The 22580-nt window shown below is 67.2% G+C and carries 14 protein-coding genes; 8 read left to right on the top strand and 6 right to left on the bottom strand.

Annotated elements, in window-relative coordinates; genetic code table 11:
* Positions 1 to 66: 66 nt before the first annotated feature.
* Positions 67 to 2667: an FG-GAP-like repeat-containing protein gene (locus QHF89_RS23710; RefSeq protein ID WP_284720866.1), complete on the top strand. Its 2601-nt coding sequence runs from the start codon at positions 67 to 69 to the stop codon at positions 2665 to 2667.
* Positions 2668 to 2738: 71 nt separating this feature from the next.
* Here QHF89_RS23710 and QHF89_RS23705 read toward each other — a convergent pair whose 3' ends face one another.
* Positions 2739 to 4214: a Kelch repeat-containing protein gene (locus QHF89_RS23705; protein ID WP_284720865.1), complete on the bottom strand. Its 1476-nt coding sequence runs from the start codon at positions 4212 to 4214 to the stop codon at positions 2739 to 2741.
* A 147-nt stretch (positions 4215 to 4361) separates the two neighbouring features.
* Between QHF89_RS23705 and QHF89_RS23700 the strand changes: the two genes are divergently transcribed.
* On the top strand, positions 4362 to 5111 hold the full coding sequence (locus tag QHF89_RS23700) for a metallophosphoesterase family protein (RefSeq protein ID WP_284720864.1): 750 nt from the start codon (positions 4362 to 4364) through the stop codon (positions 5109 to 5111).
* A 1-nt stretch (position 5112) separates the two neighbouring features.
* Here QHF89_RS23700 and QHF89_RS23695 read toward each other — a convergent pair whose 3' ends face one another.
* Together QHF89_RS23695 and QHF89_RS23690 are read right to left on the bottom strand one after the other, a co-directional pair.
* Positions 5113 to 6798: a carboxylesterase/lipase family protein gene (locus QHF89_RS23695; RefSeq protein ID WP_136969796.1), complete on the bottom strand. Its 1686-nt coding sequence runs from the start codon at positions 6796 to 6798 to the stop codon at positions 5113 to 5115.
* A gap of 16 nt (positions 6799 to 6814) precedes the next feature.
* The gene (locus QHF89_RS23690) at positions 6815 to 8137 is read right to left on the bottom strand and encodes a monooxygenase (protein WP_136969795.1); all 1323 of its coding nucleotides are present in this window, start codon (positions 8135 to 8137) and stop codon (positions 6815 to 6817) included.
* 127 nt (positions 8138 to 8264) lie between these two features.
* Between QHF89_RS23690 and QHF89_RS23685 the strand changes: the two genes are divergently transcribed.
* The 5 genes from QHF89_RS23685 to QHF89_RS23665 all read left to right on the top strand — a co-directional run bounded on the left by QHF89_RS23685 (position 8265) and on the right by QHF89_RS23665 (position 13723).
* The gene (locus tag QHF89_RS23685; RefSeq protein ID WP_136969794.1) at positions 8265 to 10187 is read left to right on the top strand and encodes an acyl-CoA dehydrogenase family protein; all 1923 of its coding nucleotides are present in this window, start codon (positions 8265 to 8267) and stop codon (positions 10185 to 10187) included.
* Positions 10184 to 10759, top strand: a complete 576-nt coding sequence (locus QHF89_RS23680; protein ID WP_136969793.1) for a hypothetical protein — start codon at positions 10184 to 10186, stop codon at positions 10757 to 10759. Before QHF89_RS23685 ends, QHF89_RS23680 begins: the two co-directional genes overlap by 4 nt.
* Before the next feature lie 157 nt (positions 10760 to 10916).
* Positions 10917 to 12362 (top strand): catalase, encoded by a 1446-nt coding sequence (locus QHF89_RS23675; RefSeq protein WP_136969792.1) that lies wholly within the window; start codon positions 10917 to 10919, stop codon positions 12360 to 12362.
* Between the two features lie 279 nt (positions 12363 to 12641).
* Positions 12642 to 13034, top strand: coding sequence for a response regulator transcription factor (locus QHF89_RS23670; RefSeq protein ID WP_284720863.1), 393 nt, complete (start codon positions 12642 to 12644; stop codon positions 13032 to 13034).
* Entirely contained in the window at positions 13031 to 13723 is a 693-nt protein-coding gene (locus tag QHF89_RS23665) for a response regulator transcription factor (RefSeq protein WP_284720862.1), read from the top strand. The genes QHF89_RS23670 and QHF89_RS23665 overlap by 4 nt, the downstream gene beginning before the upstream one ends.
* 194 nt (positions 13724 to 13917) lie before the next feature.
* Here QHF89_RS23665 and QHF89_RS23660 read toward each other — a convergent pair whose 3' ends face one another.
* The 3 genes from QHF89_RS23660 to QHF89_RS23650 form a co-directional block, all read right to left on the bottom strand.
* Positions 13918 to 14745, bottom strand: a complete 828-nt coding sequence (locus tag QHF89_RS23660) for an alpha/beta fold hydrolase (RefSeq protein WP_284720861.1) — start codon at positions 14743 to 14745, stop codon at positions 13918 to 13920.
* A gap of 58 nt (positions 14746 to 14803) precedes the next feature.
* Positions 14804 to 15529, bottom strand: coding sequence for a dienelactone hydrolase family protein (locus QHF89_RS23655; RefSeq protein ID WP_136969789.1), 726 nt, complete (start codon positions 15527 to 15529; stop codon positions 14804 to 14806).
* A gap of 163 nt (positions 15530 to 15692) precedes the next feature.
* Entirely contained in the window at positions 15693 to 16547 is an 855-nt protein-coding gene (locus tag QHF89_RS23650) for an alpha/beta hydrolase (RefSeq protein ID WP_284720860.1), read from the bottom strand.
* Positions 16548 to 17078: 531 nt separating this feature from the next.
* On the opposite strand from QHF89_RS23650, the gene QHF89_RS23645 reads away from it, so the two are divergent.
* Positions 17079 to 22538, top strand: coding sequence for a trifunctional serine/threonine-protein kinase/ATP-binding protein/sensor histidine kinase (locus QHF89_RS23645; RefSeq protein WP_136969787.1), 5460 nt, complete (start codon positions 17079 to 17081; stop codon positions 22536 to 22538).
* The last annotated feature ends 42 nt before the right edge of the window (positions 22539 to 22580 follow it).

Raw genomic sequence — 22580 nt, 5'->3', positions numbered from 1 at the left:
TTCCGGTTCGACCTTGGCGATGGCCGTCGCGAGCGCGTGTGCACTTCGGCTAGGATGCGCGCACCAATGACATCCTCCTCTTCCATTTCCATGAATGCAGCCACGTTGAAGGTGGTCGGGCGGCTCGGCTGCTGGGCCCTCGGCCTCGGGGTGATGCTCGGGTCGACGGGGTGCGAGATCATCGCCCGCATCGATCGCAGCGAGATCGATCAAGGCACCAGCGGCACGAGCGCGGTCTGCGGCGACGGCGCCCTCGCCGCGCCGGAGGCCTGCGACGACGGCAACAAGGCGAGCGACGATGGCTGCTCCAGCGACTGCAAGGTCGAGAGCGGCTGGACCTGCACCGAGCAGCCGAGCACGTGCACGAACGTCGACGACTGCGCCCCGAACCCCTGCCAGAACGGCGGCACCTGCACCGACGGCGTCGACAGCTACACGTGCCAGTGCGCGCCCGGCTTCACCGGGACGAACTGCGAGACGAACGTCGACGGCTGCACCCCGAACCCCTGCCAGAACGGCGGGACGTGCACCGACAGCGCCGACGGCTACACGTGCGCGTGCGCGCCCGGCTTCACCGGGGCGAACTGCGAGACGAACGTCGACGACTGCACGCCCAACCCGTGCGAGAACGGCGGCACCTGCACCGACGGCGTCGACGGCTACACGTGCCAGTGCGCGCCCGACTTCACCGGGCCGAACTGCGAGACGAACGTCGACGGCTGCACCCCGAACCCCTGCCAGAACGGCGGGACGTGCACCGACAGCGTCGACGGGTACACGTGCCAGTGCCCGACCGGCTTCACCGGGACGAACTGCGAGACGAACGTCGACGACTGCGCTTCTGACCCCTGCCTGAATGGCGGCACCTGCACCGACGGCGTCGACGCCTACACGTGCCAGTGCGCGACCGGCTTCACCGGACCGAACTGCGAGACGAACGTCGACGACTGCACCCCGAACCCCTGCCAGAACGGCGGGACGTGCACCGACAGCGTCGGCGGTTACACGTGCCAGTGCCCGACCGGCTTCACCGGGGCGAGCTGCGAGACGAACGTCGACGACTGCGCCCCCAACCCCTGCCAGAACGGCGGCACCTGCACCGACGGCATCAACAGCTACACGTGCCAGTGCGCGGCGGGCTTCACGGGGACGCTCTGCGAGACGAACATCGACGACTGCACCCCGAACCCCTGCCAGAACGGCGGCACCTGCACCGACGGCATCAACAGCTACACGTGCCAATGCGAGCCCGGCTTCTCCGGGGCGAGCTGCGAGACGAACATCGACGACTGCGCGCCGAACCCCTGCCAGAACGGCGGCACCTGCACGGACGGCATCAACGGCTACACGTGCCAATGCGCGCCCACGTACGCGGGGACCAACTGCGAGGCGTGCGCCGGCACCCTCGCGAACTGCAATGGGCTCGCGTCCGACGGCTGCGAGGCGAACCTCCAGAGCAGCGTCGACCACTGCAACGCGTGCAACCTCGCGTGCTCGATGGGCGACATCTGCTCGAATGGCGCGTGCCAGACGCCGCCCACCGGCCAGGTCCCCGGCACGCCGATCGACGTCCCGGCGACGCACACGCCGCTGGCGCCGGCCATCGCCGATGTGAACGGCGACGGCAAGCTCGACATCCTCGTGGCCAACGCCGAATCCGGATCGACGAGCACCCCTTCCGGCTCGGTCTCCGTTTTCTTCGGCAATGGCGACGCGACCGTCCAGGCGGAGGTCAATTATGCGGGCGCGCCGCTCTCCAGCAACGCGGTCGTGGCGGCGGACGTGGACGGCGACGGGTGGCTCGACGCCATCACCGTCGATGGCCAGACCAACCTGCCCGCCACGAACGGGAACATCAGCGTCTACCGCAACCTGGGCGCGAGCGCGCCCGGGACCTTCGGCACGATGACGAGCTTCACCACCGGCGCCCCGGGCTCGGTGCACCTCTGCGCCGGGGACTTCGACGGTGATGGGTCGGTCGACATCGCCACCACCAGCGTCGTCTCGAACCAGGTGAGCGTGATGTTCGGCGACGGCGCGGGCAGCTTCGACGCGCCCGTGCTCATCTCCATCCTCTCCACCGGCGGCGTCCAGTCGACCATTGCCTGTCGTGATCTGAGCGGCGACGGCCACCCCGATATCGTGGTGACGAGCCCGAGCTCCGCGCGCCTCTCGATCCTCATCAACCAGGGCGACGGCTCGTTCGCGGCCCCGGTCGCCTACACGAACGCGGCGAATGGCCAGACGGCTGGCATCGCCTTCGGCGACGCCGATGGAGACGGCACGCTCGACATCCTCGCGAACGGCGCGGCCGGCCGGTTCCTCTTTTTCTTCAAGGGGAATGGCGATGGCACCGTCGCGAGCGGCGTTTCGTCCACCGTCTCGCCCACTGCGATCGCCAACTCGGCGCTCGGGGTCGTGGCCAGTGACTTCAACGGCGACGGCAAGCTCGACGCCTACGTCCTGGCCACCACATCCGCGGGCGGCGTCCGCCCGATGACCGGCAACGGGAACGGGACCTTCGCCGCGGGCGACTTCGTCGCGACCGGCGCGTCGCCCGGCCTCAACGCCATTGCCGTCGCGGATCTGGATGGGGATGGATACGACGATCTCATCCTGACGAACAAGGGATCCGCCACCCTCACCGTGATCCCGAACGGACTCTGAGAGGGCGTTCCACGGGCGGCGCGAGGCATCCCTCGCCTCGCGCCGCAGCCTGGGGAACATCCTCGGAGATGTCAGCGGCGACGGCGGCGAAGAAGGAAGCCGAGACCGACGAGCGCGAGCCATCCGGGAGTCCCCGAGGAGCGCGGGTCGACCGCGCATTGCACGCCCCCGCCACCGGGAGGCGTACCTGCGCCGCTGCTGCTGCTGCTGCTGCTGCCGCTGCTGCTGCTGCCGCTGCCGCTGCTGCTGCTGCTGCTGCTGCCGCTTCCGCCGCCGCCTGCTCCACCTGCTCCACCTGCGCCGCCTGCGCCGCCTGCGCCGCCTGCTCCACCCGCGCCGCCTGCTCCACCCGCGCCGCCGGCTCCACCCGCGCCGCCGGCTCCACCGGCTCCACTCCCACGGCCATCCACGCACACGCCGTCCGTGCAATCACCGCTCGCGCATTCATCGCCGATGACACATGCAGCGCCGAGCGCGGCATTGCCGAGCGGGTAGAGCTCCACGTTCGTCCAAATGGGTCCGCTGAACGCGTGCAACTGTCCGCCGGCCACAACCAAACCGTGCCCCGGCACGAACGTGGCCGTGTGTCGCCAGCGGTTCACGGCCATGGGCGGGAGCAACGTCCAGGTCCCCGTCGTGGGATCATACACCTCCGCGGACGTGAGCGCCGTGCCGCCACCGAGGCCGCCGGTGACCATCACGCGCCCGCTCGGGAGCGACGTCATCGTATGCCCCCACCTCGCCTCGTTCATGGGCGCGATCTCGACCCACGTATTCGCGGCCGGATCATAGACCTCTGCCGCCGCGGTGGGCGGAAAGCCTCCCGCGACGAGCACGTTGCCGGACGGCAAGAGCGCGGCCGCGTGCCGGTAGCGGGCCGCGTGCATGGGCGAAACGAGGGTCCACGTATCGGTCGTGGGGTCGTACACCTCCGCCTCGGCCCGGGGCCACTGAATCTCGTCGCCCTCTTCCGTCGGGCCCCACGCCCGGCCGCCCGCGACGAGCACGCGCCCGGAAGGCAACGTCGTCGCCGTATGGCTGGCGCGGCGTTGATGCAGGCTTCGAACGAGGAGCGTTTGGCCCATGCGATCATAACGTCTCGAGGTACCCGACGTGTTGAAGTCCATCACTCCGCCCGTGGAGAGCACATTGCCGTCCGGGAGCGCGGTGAGTGTCATATCGTCGTCAAAAGAGGGGAGCTGGGGTTCTGCGATCCAGGTGTCGCTCACGGGGTCATACGTGTAGGCCTGCTCGATGTCGCAGACGATCCACAGGCCATCTGGGAGCAGAGCCCCTGTCACGAAACGCATGGTGGGCGCGGGATTTCGCGGCGTCCACGTACCGGTGGCCAGATCGAGCGCCTCGAACAAGGAGGGCCCGCCCACGGCGACCACGCCAATGCCCGGAAAAAATTCCGCCGCATGGCCGTGGCGTGCCACGCCCATGTCCGGCAGGCCCTGCCAGGACGGAGCCGCGAGCGCAGAGGACGAAACGAGCGAAAGGCAAAGGGGCGCGATGCAAGCAATGAAGGGTTTACGAAGGTGCATGGATCTCCCCATGGGGGTCGAGATACGCCCCCATTCCCGGGACGGGACGACGGGGGGCCACCGTGCATGGTCTGCGTGAGGACGTCAACACGAGAGCAAGCAAAAGCCCCTTGCCTTCCCCCCAGATCCCTGCTGCTCTCGCCGCCCATGCCCGGCCGCACCTTCGCCATTGGCGACATTCACGGCGACCTCGACGCGCTCCTGCGCCTCCTCGGCACCCTGCCTCCGCTCGACGCCGCCGACACCCTCGTCTTCGTCGGCGATTACCTCGATCGAGGTCCCCGCTCGGCCGACGTCGTCGCTCTCCTCCGCGCCCTCCCCTCGCAGACGCCCGCGAAGGTCGTCCTCCTCCGCGGCAATCACGAAGACGGCTGGCTCCGCGTCCTCGAGCGCGGCTGGCCCGAATTCGTCATTCCCCCGCAAAACGGCTGCCTCCCCACCCTCCGCTCCTTCCTCGGCCGACCCCAACCGGCCGAAGGCGAAGGCATGGCCGACGACGAGGTCGAGCCCCTCTTGAAAGGGACCTTTTTCCCGCCGGACGTCGTCGAATGGATGCAGCAGCTCCCGTACTGGTACGAGGACGAGCACGCGATTTACGTGCACGCGGCCCTGCCGAAGGGCCCGAACGGCTTCGAGCACCCTTCCACCACGCAGAAGCGCCTCGCGATGCTCTGGTGCCGCGACGACGACTTCGTGCGCGAGTATCGTGGCAAGCTCGTCCTTTTCGGGCACACGGCCACGAAATACCTCCCGCCCGAGCTCTCGGACTACACGCCGGAGGACAAGGAGGACGCGTGGGTCGGTCCGTGCGTGATCGGGATCGACACGCGCTGCGGCAAGGGGGGATTTCTGACGTGCGTGGAGCTGCCGTCCGGACAGGTGTACGAGTCGCGCTGAGTCAGGGCGCGCCGGCGATCTGCTCCCAGGCGTCGCATTGCGCCTTGCGCACGCCCTCGCCGCTCGAAATCGGCGCATCGAGCACGATGTGCGAGTCCTTCTGCACGTCGTATTGCGGCCAGGGCGCGGCGCCGCTGCCGTTCGGATCTCCCTTCGCGGCGAAACGCCCCCAGTAGCCCATCATCGCGTCCGAGAGCGCGACGTCCTCGGGGGCCGGCGTGAAGAGCGCGATGTCCGTCAGCGTGTGGAAGACGTAAAGCAGCTCGACCGCGTGGGCCGCCGGGTTCTCGCCTTGCGCCGTCTTCGCCCGCCGCGTGAAGAAGTACCGATAGACGGCCTCGCTCTGGTTCCCCGCGACGGCCTGCGCGATGCTCCGGTTCGGGCAGTTGAAGCGCAGATCGGAGTAGAGCGCGACGAGCGCGTCCTGGGGCGTGGGATAATCGCCGACCGGATACGCGGCGAGGACCTGGGGCGCGAGCGGGCCGAACGATTGCGTGACCACGGTCTCGAATTGCGCGGCCGTGGACACCTCGATCGCCATCCCCTTCGCGAGCTCCTCGCCGTTCGTGCCAATCACGAGCGGCACGTGGTTGTGCTCGCCCGCGGAGAACGTCGCGAGCGTCGCCTTGGGCAGCACGTAGCCGTCGATGACGGGGCCGTACTTGGCGGCATCCATCCCGATCGAGACGTTCCCGATCCCCACGGAGCCCGGCAGCTCCGCGAGCAGTTCCGCCGGCGTCTTGCCCCGCAGGCACGCGAGTGTGTCCGCCGCGCTCCCGCAGGACGATGCAGCGACGCGCTCGCTCATCGCCGCCTCGGCGTCTTGCTTGGGCGTCGAGGTCGTGCCCCCGCTCTCGGCGAGCGCCGCGGCGAAGAGGCCCTTCGCGAGCGGCGAAGCCATGAGCGTGAGCGTGTTCAGCGCGCCGGCGGATTCGCCGAACAGGAGGACCTGCGCGGCATCCCCGCCGAACGCGGCGATGTTCTTCTGGACCCATTGCAGCGCGGCGATCTGATCCTGCAGGCCGTAATTGCCAGACGCCGAGACAGGCGACTCCGCGGCGAGCTCGGGCAAGGCGAGGAAGCCGAGCGCGCCGAGGCGATAATTGATCGTCACGACGACGGCCTTTTGCGACTCGGCGAGGTCCTGACCATTGTAGAGCGGGGCGCCGCCGGGGAGGGTCTCGCTGCTCGCGCCCTGGATGTTGCCGCCGCCGTGCACGAAGAACAGGACGGGCAGCTTCGCGCTGTCCTCCGTGACGTCGGGGGCCCATACGTTGAGGGAGAGGCAATCCTCCTCGCCGATGGCCGTCTTCGTTTTTTCGTCGAACTGCGGGCATTTCGCGCCGAACGAGCTCGCGTCCCGCACGCCCTCCCAGCAGGCGGCGAGCGCGGGCGGCTTCCAGCGAAGGTCACCCACGGGCGGCGCCGCATACGGAATGCCGCGGTAGACCCAGCTCGCGCCTTCCATCTTGCCGCGGACGAGGCCGCTGTCCGTGGCGACGATGCCCGGATCGGAGGGCGTCTCCACCACGCAACGCGCAGAGTCGCCGCCGCTGCCGCCGCTGCCGCCGCTGCCGCCGCCGCCGCCGCTGCCGCTGCTGCTGCTGCCGCTGCTGCTGCAGGCGAGGAGGGCCGCTGCGAGCGGGACGAGCAGCGTCAAGGCCGAACGTGGGTGACCGAGGTTCATCGAGGTTCCTTCTTTCTCAGGGCGCGGCCTGGCATTCCGAGCTGACCGCCGGCAGCCCCCAGTGCCAGTTCGGGACCTGGACACGCGGGTAATAGGCGGCGAAGACGAAGCACATCTCGCTCGACGTGTCCTCGCCGAAGGTCACGTTCGAATTGCTCGGGTTTTGCCAGACGCAGCGCGTGGTGATGGTGTCGCCGGGGTTGATGGTGGTGCTCGTCATGTCCCAGTATTGATCGTCGAAGCTCCACGGCTCGCGGTGCGTCAGGTCGACGGCGGCTCCGCTTCCCTTCTTGTGCTGGGCCGAGATGACCGTGCCGAGCTTGTGCATGTGCGGGCCGATCGCGAACGTGTTGAGCTTCGGGAAGCCCGCCGGGACCGTGAGGCTGCAACTCAGGTCGAGATCGCTGTGCGGCGGGATGTTGATCTTCGTCGTGCCGAACGCGAGGATGTCCGCGTCGTTCGGGCGCAGGTTCGTCGTCGTGCACAGGTCGAACCCGCTCAGATCCGTCTGGCCGTCGAGCGCCGTCAGGTTCGAGTAGTGCATTTGAATCATGTAATGGCCCGTGCCCTCGATCGGCAGGCCCGCCTCGGGCGGCAAGACGAGCGCCTGCGCGCCGGGCGCCCACACGCTGACGAGGCGCCCGCCCCCCGAATCGCCCGCGCCGCACGGCTTCGGCGTCGTGCCGTACGCCGACGGCACCTCGTACAAGAGCATGTGATGGACGATGACGTCGTTGTCGACGGCCGGCGCGATCGTCGTGATGTGCCGCTTCGTTTGCACGACGGCGTCGGCGCCGAAACATACGTACGCATCTTCCGTGAGCTTCGGCATGGTCCACGCGGTCTTCGGCCGGAGCAAGACATCGGGCGTGCATGAGGGGCCCGATCCGCCGCCTCCCCCTGCGCCGCCCGTGCCCGAGCACGACTCGCCCGAGGCCCCGGGCGCGCCGGCCGCGATCCACGCATCGAGGACGCCCTGCGAGGCCGGATCGAGCAAGCCCTTCGGCGGCATGGGCCGGGCCACGTCGTGGATGCGCGTGCCCACGAGCTCGTGGACCTTTTTCGAAGGATCACTCTGCGCGCCGATGTGGAAATCGGCCGCCGTCACGAGGGCCATCGGCGCCCCGTATTTGGGCGGGGCCGCGTGGCAGATCTGGCAATTCTCGGCGATGATCTCGGCCACGTCGCACGGCAGGTCCGGGCCGCCGCCCATGCCGCCGTTCCCGCCGCCGTTCCCGCCCGCGCCGCCTTCGCCGCCCGGCGTCGCCGAGCCGCCGCCGCAGGCCCAAAGCAGGATCGGAATGAGGACCACGCCCGCTCGTAATCGTGTGTTCGTCATGAGGTGCTCCGTTCGCGAGCCCCCATGAGACACCGGAGACGGGCCGAACGTAAAGAGCCCACGGAGACCTTCGCCCGTGTATCCTCCGGCCGCCCGGACGAGGCGCCGGGTGAAGGGTGCGAGGACGATGGCGAACTTCTTCCGAGACAACGAGGACCTCCGCTTCTACGTCGAGCGCTGGATCGACTGGGAGCCCATCGCACGCGCCACCGAGCACGACTTCCGGAGCGAAGGGGGTCCGCAGAACCTCGGCGAGGCCCTCGACCTCTACCGCGACATCCTCGACATGATCGGCACCTTCGCCGCCGAGGAGATCGCGCCGCACGCCGCGCAGATCGACCGGGAGGGCGTGATCTTCCAGGACGGCGAGGCCTCGTTCCCGCCGCGGCTCGCGTCGATCTTCGAAAAGATCCGCAGCATGGAGCTGCACGGCCTGTGCCTGCCGCGCGAGCTTGGGGGGACGAACGCGCCGGCGATGCTGTATTTCATCGGCACGGAGGTCCTCGGCCGCGCCGACGTCTCGGTGATGGCGCACCACGGCTTCCACGGCGGCATCGCGCTGGCGATGTTGATGTTCTCCATGCGCGAGGGCACGAGCGAGATCGATCCGGAGACGGGCCGGATCCTGAAGACGCGCTTCCGCTCGTACATCGACGAGATCGTCCGCGGCGAGGCCTGGGGTTGCATGGATATCACCGAGCCCGACGCCGGCAGCGACATGGCGCGGCTCCGCACGCGCGCCGAGCAGGACGCCGAAGGAAACTGGTTCGTCACAGGGCAGAAGATCTTCATCACGTCGGGCCACGGAAAATACCATTTCGTCATTGCGCGGACCGAGGAGCCGAAGGACGAAGCCGACCCGTTCGCGGGCCTCGGGGGCCTCTCCATGTTCCTCGTCCCGACGTACGAGGATCTCCCGGACGGCACGCGAAAGCGGATCGTGACGCTCGATCGCGTCGAGGAGAAGCTCGGCCATCACGCGTCCGTGACGGCGGCGCTCTCGTTCGACCGCGCCCCCGCGCACCTCGTCGGCAAGCGCGGCGAGGGGTTTCAATACATGCTGACGATGATGAACAACGCCCGCATCGGCGTGGGGTTCGAGACCCTGGGCCTCTGCGAGGCGGCGCTCGCGATCGCGCGCGGCTATGCGGCGGAGCGGCGATCCATGGGCAAATCCATCGATCGGCACGAGATGATCGCCGATTACCTCGACGAGATGCACACGGACATCCAGGGCATTCGCGCGCTCGCGATGCACGGCGGCGTGCACGAGGAGCTCGCGCAAAAGAAATCGCTGCGCCTCCAGTTCGGCCGGCTCTCGGAGATCGAACGGGCCCGGTTGGGACGCGAGATCTCGAGGCACAAGCGCGAGGCGCGGCGCGTAACGCCCCTTGTAAAATATCTCGGCGCGGAGAAGTCCGTGGAGATGGCGCGGCGCGCGGTCCAGATTCACGGCGGCGTGGGGTATACGAAGGAGTATGGCGCGGAGAAGCTCCTGCGGGACGCGACCGTGATGCCCATCTATGAAGGCACGAGCCAGATCCAGTCGCTCATGGCCATGAAGGACGCGCTCGCCGGCATCCTGAAGCGCCCGGCCGCCTTCCTGCGCCGGGGCGCCGAGGCGCGCGTGCGCAGCGTGTCGGCGCGGGATCCGCTGGAGCGCAAGCTCGCGCGCATCCAGGTGCTCTCGCACGCCGCGCAGCAGCACCTCGTCGTGCGGACGGCGGGCGACAAGCTCGGCGACGCGCTGCGCTCGCCCGTCGGGTCGTGGTCGACGAAGCTCCTCGGGAGCTGGGATCCGAAGCGCGATTTTTCTTATGCGATGCTGCACGCCGAGCGGCTCACGCGCCTGCTCGCCGACGAGGCCATCGGCGAGCTTCTGTTCAAGCAAGCCCAGAAGCACCCCGATCGGCGGGAGGTCCTCGAGCGGCACCTCGAGCGCGCCGAGATCCGCGCGCGGCACCTCGCGGACGCCATCACGACCACCGGCGATCGCCTGCTCGCCTCGCTCTCCGGGACGGACGAGGCGAAACCCGCGGCCGCGGAATGAAGAAAAAGGCGCGCATGCTCGCGCTCGCCCTGCTCGCGATCGTCGGGCTCACGCTCTTCGCAATCGCGCTCACCCGGGCGAACGTGGGGCTCGAGGGCCCGCACACGACACGCGTGTCGTCGGCGACGCTCGACAAATCACTCGAAGCTGCGATCGAATTCAAGCTGCGCGAGGCGCGCCTCGCCACGGTGGAGGACGCGATCGAGCTCTCGCTCCGTTTGACCGGCGCGCGGCTGCATTTCGGGCTCGGGCACCCCACGCGGCTCTCGTTCGGGGCGGAGCCGCGCGAGGCCAACTGCATCGAGTACGCGCACCTCTTCGCGCGGATCTTCGACATGGCCGCCGCGCGCTCGAAGCTCCCGGCGCGGGCCTACGTGGTGCACAGCGACCGCGCCGCGGTGTTCGACAAGGTCGTGCCGCTGCCGGGGCTGCGGGATCACGACTGGGTCGTGGTCGAGGACGAGACGCCCGGCGCGAGCCGTCAATGGTTCGTCGACGCCACGTTCGAGGACGCGTGGCTCGGCTGGGACCTCACACACAACGTCAAAGGAAACGTGAAGGGCAGACGGTAAAGGCCCGGCAGGGTGGGTGCTCCCGGCGCTCCGGGATTGACGCGAACCTGGACAATCCGGTTTCACGGCGTGCTCGTTCCCAATGCGGCATTGCGACATCGACACCCGACCAAGGTCGGGTTTCCTGCGCCGGCATGATTGTGATATATGGGCACCGATGTCTACCAGACCGAAATTGACGCACGCCACGGGGACACCCGTGGTCGACAATGTGAACATCCAAACCGCCGGTCCACGCGGCCCGGCGTTGCTGCAGGACATCTGGCTGATCGAGAAGTTGGCGCACTTCGACCGCGAGGTCATCCCCGAGCGGCGCATGCACGCCAAAGGCTCAGGGGCGTACGGGACGTTCACCGTCACACACGACATGACGCGCTACACCCGCGCGCGGCTGTTCGCCCAGATCGGCAAGCAAACGCCCGTGTTCGTGCGATTCTCGACAGTCGCCGGCGAGCGCGGCGCCGCCGACGCCGAGCGTGATATCCGCGGCTTCGCGGTGAAGTTCTACACCGAAGAAGGCAACTGGGACATCGTTGGCAACAACACGCCGGTGTTCTTCTTTCGCGACCCGCTGCGCTTCCCCGACCTCAATCATGCCGTGAAGCGCGACCCCCGGACCGGGATGCGCAGCGCGGACAATAACTGGGACTTCTGGTCGTCGCTGCCCGAAGCGCTCCACCAGGTGACGATCGTGATGAGCGATCGCGGCATCCCGCGCAGCTACCGCACAATGCATGGCTTTGGCAGCCATACCTTCAGCATGCTCAATGCCGAGAACGAGCGCGTATGGGTCAAGTTCCACTTCATCAGCCAGCAGGGGATCGATAACCTGAGCGACGCCGAGGCTCTCGCAGTCGTAGGACGAGACCGCGAGAGCCACCAGCGCGACCTATTCGAAAGCCTCGAGGCGGGTCGGTTTCCGCGCTGGAAGCTCTGCCTTCAGGTCATGACCGAGGCGCAGGCGCGGACGCACCGGCACAACCCGTTCGACCTCACCAAGGTCTGGCCGAAGGCCGGCTATCCGCTCATTGAGATCGGCGTCCTCGAGCTGAATCGCAACCCCGACAACGTGTTCGCTGAGGTCGAGCAGGCCGCTTTCTCGCCAGCCAATATCGTCCCCGGGATCGGCTTCTCGCCGGACAAGATGCTGCAGGCGCGGCTCTTCTCGTACGGCGACGCGCAGCGCTACCGACTGGGCGTCAACTTCAATCAGATCCCCGTCAACGCGCCGAGGTGCCCGTTCCACAGCTTCCACCGTGACGGCGCGATGCGCGTCGACGGCAATCTAGGCGCCACGGCCTCCTACTTCCCCAATCGACACGGCGAATGGGACGATAGCCCGAGCGCAGGCGAGCCGCCGCTGCCCGTCGCCGGCGACGCAGCGCATTGGGATCATCGCATTGACGAGGACCACTGGGAGCAGCCGGGTTGCCTGTTCCGATTGATGTCTTCTGGGCAGCAGCAGGCGCTGTTCGACAACACCGCGCGTTCGCTCGGCGGCGCGTCGGTCGAAATCCAACGCCGGCACGTCTCCAATTGCATCAAGGCCGACCCCGCTTACGGGGCCGGGGTGGCGCGGGCGCTCGGCCTTGACCGGGGCTAGCGGCGGGTTCGCATAGAGGAACGAAGCGTTATGGCAACAATCACCGTCAAGGATAGCACGCAGATCTACCAGACGATCGGGCCGCAGGTAGACAGACTGCGCCCTCATCCTTGCATTCGTCATCGTCTTCGCACTCGCCCCCAAGCGCCGCGCCCGGATCGATGGCCCCCCTGCAGTCCGGCTCGTCTTTGAGGGTGTTGTTCGCGTAAGTGTCCGCGCCCCTACCATGGACGGGTAGATCGGCGCGTTGGTGGTTCCTACAATCCGAAAACCAGCAGGATGAAAGACCCTGAGCCCCTGCGCCAACAAGCCGGCTCTTTCGTGGTCGCCGTCGTGGACGACGACGAATCGCTGCGTCAGTCGGTCAGTAGCCTCTTCAGGTCGGTTGGGCTGAGCGTCGAAACCTACTCCTCGGCCGAGGCGTTTGCGTCGGGTGCGCAGCTCGAATCGCTCGCATGCCTGGTGCTCGATCTGCGTCTGCCCGGAATGAGTGGGCTGGAGTTGACCACACAACTCAGGGCCGCGGGCTCGCGTTTGCCGATCGTGATCTTGAGCGCCATCTCGGACGAAGACACGCAGAGGCGTTCCCAACAGGCGGGAGTCAGCGCATTCCTTGCCAAGCCGTTCGCAGCGGAGGAGCTGTTGAGCGCAGTACGAAGGGGAGCTCGGTGAACACGCCCGAACCGGTGGTCTTCGTCGTCGACGACGACGAATCGATTCGCTCGTCGATCTGTCGCCTGCTTCGCTCGGTCGGGCTCAGCAATCAAGCTTTCTCCGACGCCGCCGACTTTCTTGCCGCGCCTCTCCTGAACCGGGCCGGTTGCCTCGTCCTCGACGTCGGCCTGCCAGGCTTGAATGGACTCGAACTCCAGGAATGGCTGAACCGGAGCGGCGTGGCGCTACCGATCATCTTCCTCACCGGTCGCGGGGACATTCCGATGTCGGTGCGAGCGATGAAGGCCGGAGCTCATGAGTTCCTGACCAAGCCGTTTCAGGAACGGGAACTCCTGGAAGCGATTCGCGAGGCGCTCAAGCGCGACTGTGACCTGCGCAGCGCACGCGAACGGCGCTCCCTGTTGGAGAATCGCTACGCGACGCTCACTCCGCGTGAGCGCGAGGTCATGGCGCACGTGATCGCCGGCCTGCTCAACAAGCAGATAGCGAGCGAGTTCGGCACCGGCGAGGCGACAGTCAAGGAGCAGCGTGGCCAAGTCATGGCCAAGATGAAGGCCGATTCCTTGGCGGATCTCGTGCGCATGGCGATGGAGCTCGGTAGCGTCGTGGCTCGCAGGCCCTTTCAGGCGGCAACTCCCTTGACGCTCACCTGCGCCGATCGACCCCACCCGACCAAATTCGGGTAGCCGGGCCCGCCGGTGGGCCAGAGCGAGAGTCGGTCGAATGCGCTGGGTTCCTGATGTCTGGCGCGCACGCGGGGAAACCCGGCGCCTTTTGCCGTGGGCGTGAGGACCCGGTGGATCTTCCCGAACGGCCGGCGGCACAAAGTGTTCAGCGCGTGCGGCACGCAGCGCAGGCCGCGTGCCGCACGCACGAGACCTCAACCCTGAATGAACGCTAGCAGGTCTGCATTGACCACATCCGCGTTGATCGTGCACAGCCCGTGACCCAGGCCCTTGTGGACCTTGAGCGTCCCGCGCTTGAGGAGCTTGATTGCCAGCAACGCCGAGTCCGCGATCGGAACTATCTGATCGTCGTCGCCGTGCATGACGAGGGTCGGGACGTCGATCTTCTTCAGATCCTCGGTGAAATCCGTTTCGGAAAACGCCTTGATGCAATCGTAGTGGGGCTTGATGCCGCCCATCATTCCCTGCCGCCACCAGTTGTCGATCACACCCGGCAGCACTTTCGCGCCGGGCCGATTGAAGCCGTAGAACGGGCCCGAGGGCACGTCGCGATAGAACTGCGCGCGGTTGGCGACGAGCGCAGCCCGGAATCCATCGAACACCTCGATGGGCAGCCCGCCGGGATTCTTCTCGCTCTTCACCATGACCGGAGGCACGGCTCCGATAAGTACGGCTTTCGCGACACGCCCGCCGCCACCGTATTGCGCGACATACCGCGCCACTTCGCCGCCGCCGGTGGAGTGTCCGATGTGGACGGCATCCTTGAGCTTCAGATGTTCCGCAAGCGCGGCGACGTCAGCGGCGTACGTATCCATCTCGTTGCCGCTGAACGTCTGTGAGGACCGTCCGTGCCCGCGCCGGTCGTGCGCAATCACGCGGAACCCTTTCGAGAGGAAGAACATGAGCTGCGCATCCCAATCATCGCTGCTCAAGGGCCAGCCATGGTGGAACACGATCGGCTGACCGCTGCCCCAGTCCTTGTAGAAAATCTCGGTGCCGTCTGCGGTACGTACGAAGCTCATGATGTGGACTCCTCGGTCTTGTGGGATGGCTGGAATCTGAACGTCTGCGACCTGCGCGTTACGCCAGTTCGCGGTTGAAGAACTCGAGCGTGCGGGCACGGGAGAGGCGCGCTGCTTCGGCATTGAAGTGCATTCCGCCGTGCCGCGAGAACGCGTGACGGCAACCCGGATAGCTGAAGACCTCGAACTTCGGGTTTCCCGCGAGGACCGCAGCGATTTCTCGCTGCGCTTTCTTCGGGATGAACTCGTCCTCTTCGGCGAGGTGCATCTGCAAGGGTCCGTCGATGTCCGCTGTTTCGCTGAGAAACTCCTCCGTACGCCCACCGTGAAAGGCGACCGCCGCATCCACGCGCGTGCGCGCCGCTGCGAGAAATGTGAGCAGCCCGCCAAGGCAGAAGCCCATGACACCCACTCGTCCCACAGCTCCCGTAAGCGGGCGCGCAGCGGCTATCGTCGCTTCGACGTCGCGCACGCCAGCGTCGATATCGAACGCCTTGTAAAGGGCCAGGCCCTTCTCCCAGTCGGGTTGCGATTGAACGGACAGGTCCACGTGCGACTCCCCCTGGCGCCAGAACAGTTCCGGGCAGATCGCGATGAATCCTGCCGCGGCAAGCTCGTCGCAAGTGGCACGAAGGTCCACATTGACGCCAAAGACTTCATGCAGAACGACGATGGCCGGTGCCGCCACTGCTGCCGGTCGCGCCAGGTAGCCGTCGAAGCTGCCCTCTGCTGAGCGGATGCGAAACACATGTTCGGGATCGTTATGCCAGGTCGATGTCGTCATTTGCGTGCTTCCCCGGTCGGAATATACGTTGCAAGGCAGTCAGAGCAATAACCCAATGATTTCCGCCTCCTCGGAGGCGCAACACGCTTCCCGCACGGCGCGGAACCGTGTCCTTCCCGCCCGGGCAGCGCCCCGGCGTGGCGGCCCCCAAGTGAGGCGCGCGCTACATCCGCGCCGTCATCCACTCGACGATATCGCGCAGCACGCCCTCCTTGCCGACGTCGGCCAGCAGATCGTGGAAATGCCCCTCGTACAGCTTGAGGGTCTTGTCCTTCGATCCGGCCTTCTCGTGGAAAAGCTGGCTGCCATGCGGCAATGTCACCCGGTCCTCGGTGCCGTGCAGGATCAGCACCGGCAGCGTGATCTGCGGGAATTCCCGCTTCAGTCGCTCGTCCGCGCGCACCATTTCGGCCACTGTCTGCGTCGGGTACCCCGCGCGCTCGATGAGCGGGTCGTTCTTCATCCGCTCGACGAAGCTCTTGTCGCGCGAGAAGTCGTCGTCGTCGAGCTTCAGGACGTGGGCATGCGGCACGATGTGGCTGAGGCCCTTGAGGATCGCCAGCGCGAAGTCCGGCGCGGGCACCTCGTGCGCGAAGCTCTCGCAGATGAATCCCGCGAGCTCCTCGCCGTGCTCGAGCGTATAGATGGACGAAATCACGCCGCCGGCGCTGTGCCCGAGCAGGAACACCGGGAGCCCGGACTCCCGTGATTTCGCCAGCCGCACGAGCGTGTGCACGTCGTCCACGTAGTCGCTGAACTTGTCGACGTAGAGCCGCTCCCCCTCCGATCGCCCATGCCCGCGGTGGTCGAGCGCGTACACCGCGAATCCATGCTCGACGAGCTGCTCCGCCGTCCACTCGTACAGGCCGCTGTGGGCCTTGAAGCCGTGGACCAGCACCACCACGGCGCGCGGCGTCCCCGGGCGCCACGAGCGCATGAAAATCTTCAGCCCACCTTTGCCCTCGAACGTCTCTTCTTTTTTCATCTCGCCGTCCTTCCAGTTCTGCTCTGTGCGCACGCTCAGGGAGCCGTTGGGCGCGTGTATGAACGGGATCCTTGTCGGATGGAACCCGACCAAAGGCGGGTCTCGTTCCCCTCCCTTCAAACGACCCCGTACAGCTCCGTAAGTTTTGAGCTCGTATCGGATGTTATCGCCGACGAGCCCGAGACGCTCCTTTGCAATCGGCGGCCTCACGAGATACCGGGACATCCACTCCACGCGTTTGCGATCCCGACCGCCGAGCGGCGCCCCCTTGATACCTCAACGTCGAGGCGTCCCGCGAGCGCCCGTGCGGCTGTCCACCTCGGCCGCCTGCTGCCCCCCGTGTTCGCGGTTCTAGCGCGCGTGCATCCCAAATCCGTGTCCGTTGCTCTTTCTTGCGTGCCTTGCGCGAGGATTGTGAGCGCCAATGCGGCTCGAATTGGTCATTGATCCACCGTGTCACTTTTGCTAGTTGCCTCGGGCCACGCCGAGCCGTGAGCGGGGCCGTCGCTTCCAGTCAACGAGGTAGTCCATGTCCACGCGAGCGCGCCCTCGCAGAGGACGAGCATGAACGAGCTGTCGGCTGGATCGGTGCTGCTCCGACACGATGGGGAGTGGGCGCTGTGGCGACGACTCGGGACGGCGCAAGTGCCGCCATCGCTCGTGCTCGCGCCTACGTCGAGACACGTCTCGGCCGAGCGCCTGCTTCACGAGCACGGCCTTCGCGACCAGCTCGATCCGATCTGGGCGGTACGTCCCCGGGAGCTCGTGCAAGAGGCGGGCAAGCCGGTGCTCCTCCTCGACGACCCGGGCGGAGAGCTCCTCTCCACACGGAAGCACAACGACGACGTCGGTTCGCTGTTGCGAATCGCGACCGAGCTGGCGAGCGCTCTCGCCAAAACGCATGCGCACGGCTTGATTCACCAGGACATTCGTCCGGCCAACATTCTCGTCGACGCGGGCGGACGTGTCCGCCTCACTGGCTTCGGGCTCGCCATGCGCGCCGATCGCGAGCACCGCATCTTCGACTCGGGGCGACACGGCGCGGGCTCGCTACCCTACATCGCCCCGGAGCAGACCGGCCGCATGAACCGGTCCGTCGACATGCGGAGCGATCTCTACTCTCTCGGCGTCACGCTGTATCAGCTCCTGGCCGGTGATCTGCCGTTCTCGGCCTCGCTTCCGATCGAGTGGGTCCATTGCCACATCGCAAGGCCGCCGGTGCCGCTCGAAGAACGCGCCCCCGCGCTTCCGGCGACGATCGCCGCGATCGTCATGAAGCTCCTCGCCAAGGCGCCCGAGGACCGCTACCAGACGGCGGCTGGCGTGGAGGCGGATCTCCGGCGCGGCCTCGAACAATGGGAAGCCGGAATCGTATCGGCGTTCCCGCTCGGCGAAGCCGACATCCCGGACCGCTTGGTCCTGCCTGAGCGCCTCTACGGAAGAGCGCGCGAGATCGGCGACGTGCTGCGCGCGTTCGAGCGCGTGGCGACCGAAGGAACCGCAGGGCTGCTCCTCATTTCCGGGCCCTCCGGCATCGGGAAGTCGGTTGTCGCGCGCGAGCTCGATCGCGCTCTCCTCGCACGACCAGGCTGGTTCGCGTCCGGCAAGTTCGATCCGTACAAGGGAAACATCCCCTACGCGCCGCTCGCCCAGGCTTTTGGCGCTCTCGTACGGCAGCTCCTCACCCGCTCGGAGGAGGAACTCGCGTGGTGGCGTGAGGCGCTCGTCAGGACGCTCGGCCCGAACGCCCGTCTCATGTGCGAGCTGGTTGCGGAGCTTTCGCTCGTCCTCGGACCGCAGCCGCCGGCCCCCGCTGTGCCGCTCGAGAACGCGCGGGACCGGCATTTGTTGGCCTTCCGTCAGTTTCTCTCGGCGTTCGCCCAGAACGACCGGCCGCTTGCGCTCTTCCTCGACGACCTCCAGTGGCTGGATCGCGGCACGCTCGACTTCATCGACCACGTCGTGGCGCACCCGGACGTGAAGCACGTCCTCGTCGTCGGCGCCTACCGCAGCAACGAGGTCAGCGAAGCGCACCCGCTCACCGCGACCCTCCGTCGGTTTCGCAGCGTGAGCGCTCCGCTCGTGGAGGTCGAGCTCGCCGGCCTCTCGAGCTCACACGTGAGCGAGCTGATGACCGACGCGCTCCGGGCTCCCCATGCCGACGTCGACGACCTCTCTCGGCTGATCGTCGAGAAGACCGAGGGCAATCCTTTCTTCGCTCTCCAATTTCTTCGTGAGCTCTGGGACGCACGCTTGATCAGCTTCGATCGAGAGCGTCGCCTTTGGACGTGGGACCTCGACGTCATCCGGGGACGCCCTTCGACCGAGAACATCGTCGAGCTCGTCCTCCGCCGCATCGAGCGGCTCCCGAGAACCACGGGGGATGCGCTCGCGGCGCTCGCGTGCTTCGGGAACGCGGCTTCGGCTGCCGAGCTGGCGAGCCACTGCGAGCGCGAGCTCCAAGAGATCGACGACGGTCTGACGGACGCGGCCTCCGTCGGCCTCCTCCATCGAGGGGCCTCAGGCTTCTCGTTCGTCCATGACCGCGTACGCGAGGCGGTTTACTCGCTCCTCTCGGAAGAGCAGAGGGCGGCGCTCCACGCGAGGATCGGTCGCAAGCTTCGTGGTGCGGCTCCAGCGGACATGGTTGAATCCGTGTTCGACGTCGTCGGGCACCTGACGCGCGGCCTCCCGCTGTTGTCGGCCTCGGAGCGAGTGGAGCTCGTGACGTTCAGCCTTTCGGCGAGCAAGCGCGCGAAGTCGACCGGTGCTCACGCGACCGCGCGGACGTACGTGAGCGAAGCGACCCGGATCCTCGAGAGCCTCGAGTCGGATCCGTGGTCGCGGCATCCCGAGCTCATGTTCGAGCTCGCCTACGGCCATGCCGAGTGCGACTCGCTCTGCGGGGAGCTCGCGAGCGCCGAGCTTCGACTCGTCGATCTCGCTGCCCGCGCCACGCGCCTGACCGATGCGGGAAGAGTCGTGGCGCTGCGCGCGGCCGTCTCCTACTACTCGGGCGACTTCGACCGAGGCCTCGAGGTCGGACTCGAGTACCTGAATGGGGCTGGAAGCCCGTTGCCATCGGCACCGACGGACGAAGACCTCGCCCGCGAGTACGGCCGGCTTCGAGAGCAGATCGGGACGAGGAGCATCGCCGATCTCGCAGACGTTCCGGTCTGCGCGGATGAGCTTCACGCCCGAACCCTCGAGCTCGCGTTCCAGTTGACCCAGCCGGCGCGGTGGGGCAATCACGATCGGCTCCACGACCTCCTGGTCTGCCGCATGGTCAATCTGAGCCTCGAGCGCGGCCACGCGGAAGCCTCTGCAATCGGCTATCTGCTGCTGGGCATGGTGGTCGGCCCCCGGTTCGGCGACTACGCCATCGCGCGCCCGCTCGGAGAGCTCGCCATAGAGCTCGTCGAACGCCATCGGCTCGACCAATACCGCGCCCTCGTGCGACACGGCATGGGCGCGATGATCGGGCCTTGGTCCCAGCCCTTCGACGTTTGCGTACGCTACGAGAGGCACGCGCTCGCAGAGGCACAACGAATCGGAGAGCCGATCGTCGGAAGCGGGTGGTTCCAGATCGTCTCGAACTATCTGGCCAGTGGAAGACCCCTCGCCGATGCCGAAGCGGAGGCCGAAGTCGCCATCCAGACGGCTGCGAAGCTCAACGTTCTGCCGTGCGTCGCGCTCGCAACCGACCAGCTCCGGCTGATCCGCACGCTGCGTCGGGCCGGCAGTGCCTTCCCGGACATGTCGGACGCGTCGCGCGACGAGGCGGCCTTCGAGCGCGACCTCGAGACGAACCCAGGGATGCCGCTCGTCACGTGCTGGTACTGGATCCGGAAGCTGACCGTCCGCTTCTTCGCGCGGGATCTCCGGACCGCGCTCCACGCTGCGAATGCCGCGCGCGCGCTCATCTGGTCTTCCGCGTCGAACGTCGATGTGGAGGAACACCATTTCTATGCCGCGCTGGTGCATGCGGGGCTCTGCGACGGCGCGCTGCCCGAGGCCACACACGCGCATCGCGAGAGCCTGGCCGAGTACAAACGGCAGTTCGACATCTGGGCGACCCACTGCCCCGAGAACTTCGGGGCGAAGGCGATTCTCCTCGCCGCGGAGACGGCGCGGATCGAAGGGCGGGGTTTCGACGCGGAGAGCCTCTACGAGAAGGCCGTGCGCATGGCGCAAGAGCAGGGCCTGATCCACGTCGAAGCGATCGCCAGCGAGCACGCGGCACGGTTCTACGAGCGGCGCGGCCAGGCGATCGTCACCGAGGCTTATCTCCGCCACGCTCACGCCGCCTATCGCGCCTGGGGCGCGGAGGCGAAGGTGCGCGCGCTCGAGCATGCTCACCCGTCGCTCTTGGAAGGCCAGCGCGGCGGAGGCCCCGCCGCGCTGGCGCGTGGGCTCCACGAGCTCGATCTGACGACGGTGGTCCGCCTGAGCCAAGCGATCTCGCAGGAGATCGTGCTCGAGCGATTGATCGAGACGCTGCTCAAGGCGGCGCTCGAGCACGCCGGCGCGCAGCGAGGCGTGCTCGTCCTGCCGCGCGGAGAGGCCCTCGAGGTCGTCGCCGAGGCCCGCGCGCAGCCCGATGGCGTGAGCCTCGACCTCCGGCGTGCTCCCGTCTCCGAGCGCGAACTCCCGCTCGCGCTGCTCCACTATGTTCGGCGGACGCAAGAGAGCGTGCTGCTCGGGGATGCGGCCGAAGCAAACCAGTTCTCCGAAGAAGCCTACTTCCGTCGACGCGGATCACGCTCGGTGCTCTGCCTCCCCCTCGTCAAGCAGGCGCGGCTCGTAGGCGTTCTGCACCTGGAGAACGACCTCGCGCCTGGCATCTTCACACCGGGGCGCTTCGCGATCCTGGAGCTCTTGGCGTCGCAGTCCGCGATGTCGCTCGAGAACGCGCAGCTCTATGCGGACCTGCGGCAGGCCAAGGTCTACATGAGCAAGGCCGAGAGCATTGGTCAGACGGGCACCTTCAGTTGGAAGCCTCGGACGGAGGAGATCTTCTGGTCCGACGAGGTGTTCCGCATCTTCGGTACGGCGAGCTCGCCATCGGTGGAGTCGATGCGCGCGCGCATCCATCCCCACGACGTGAGCATCTTCGATGCCATCGTCGCCGACCCCTCGCGCCTCGTGGAAGGCCCGCAGGTGGAGTATCGGCTGATGATGCCGGACGGCTTCGTAAAGCACGTCAGCATTTCCGCCCATCGCGTATCCGACGACGCGACGGAGCAGGAGCAGTACGTCGGCGCCATCCGGGACGTCACGGAGGTCAGACGTTCGGAGGAGGCCCTCCAGCGCACGCAGGCAGCGCTCGCCGATCTCACGCGGGTGTCGAGTCTGGGCGAGATGGCAGCCGCGATCGCCCACGAGATCAGTCAGCCGCTTGCCGCGATCGGCGCCAATGCGAGCGCCTGCGTGAACTGGCTCCAGCGTGACCCGGCGAATCCGGAAGAGGCTCGCGAGGCCGCGAGCTGCATCGCCCGCGACGTCACGCGGGCGGAGAACGTGATCCGTCGGCTCCGAGCCCTGTTTGGACGCTCAGGGGAAGCGCACATGCCGCTCGACCTCAACGAGGCGATCCGAGAGGTCGTCCTGCTGACCCGGGCCCGCGTGCAGCGGAATGGCGCAGCGATCCGCCTGGACCTCGCCGATCAGCTTCCCCCGGTGCTCGGCGACCGCGTTCAACTGCAACAGGTCATCGTGAACCTCGTCGTCAATGCGTCCGAGGCGGCATGCGGTGTCGCCCCCGGTCCCCACGAAATCCTGGTGCGAACGCGCCTGACCGAACCAGATGTCCTTGTGCTCGAGGTGAAGGACAGCGGTCCGGGCGTGAGCCCGGAGGAGGCCGCGCGACTCTTCAGCCCTTTCTATACGACCAAGCAGGGAGGTATGGGAATGGGCCTCTCGATCTGCAAGACCATCGTAGAGAAGCACGGTGGTCGCATTGGAGTGCGTCCGAACGAGGATCGAGGGGCGAACTTTCACGTCTCGCTCTCGGTTGGGCGCTAGGTCAGCGTACTGTCCGCGCTCGAATCTCCCCGCGCGGGCCTA

Origin of the sequence: Polyangium sorediatum (assembly GCF_029946465.1) — a bacterium.
Lineage (GTDB): Bacteria > Myxococcota_A > Polyangia > Polyangiales > Polyangiaceae > Polyangium > Polyangium fumosum.
Note: the sequence above shows the minus strand (reverse complement) of the source record. Positions and strands in the feature narration are given on the sequence as shown.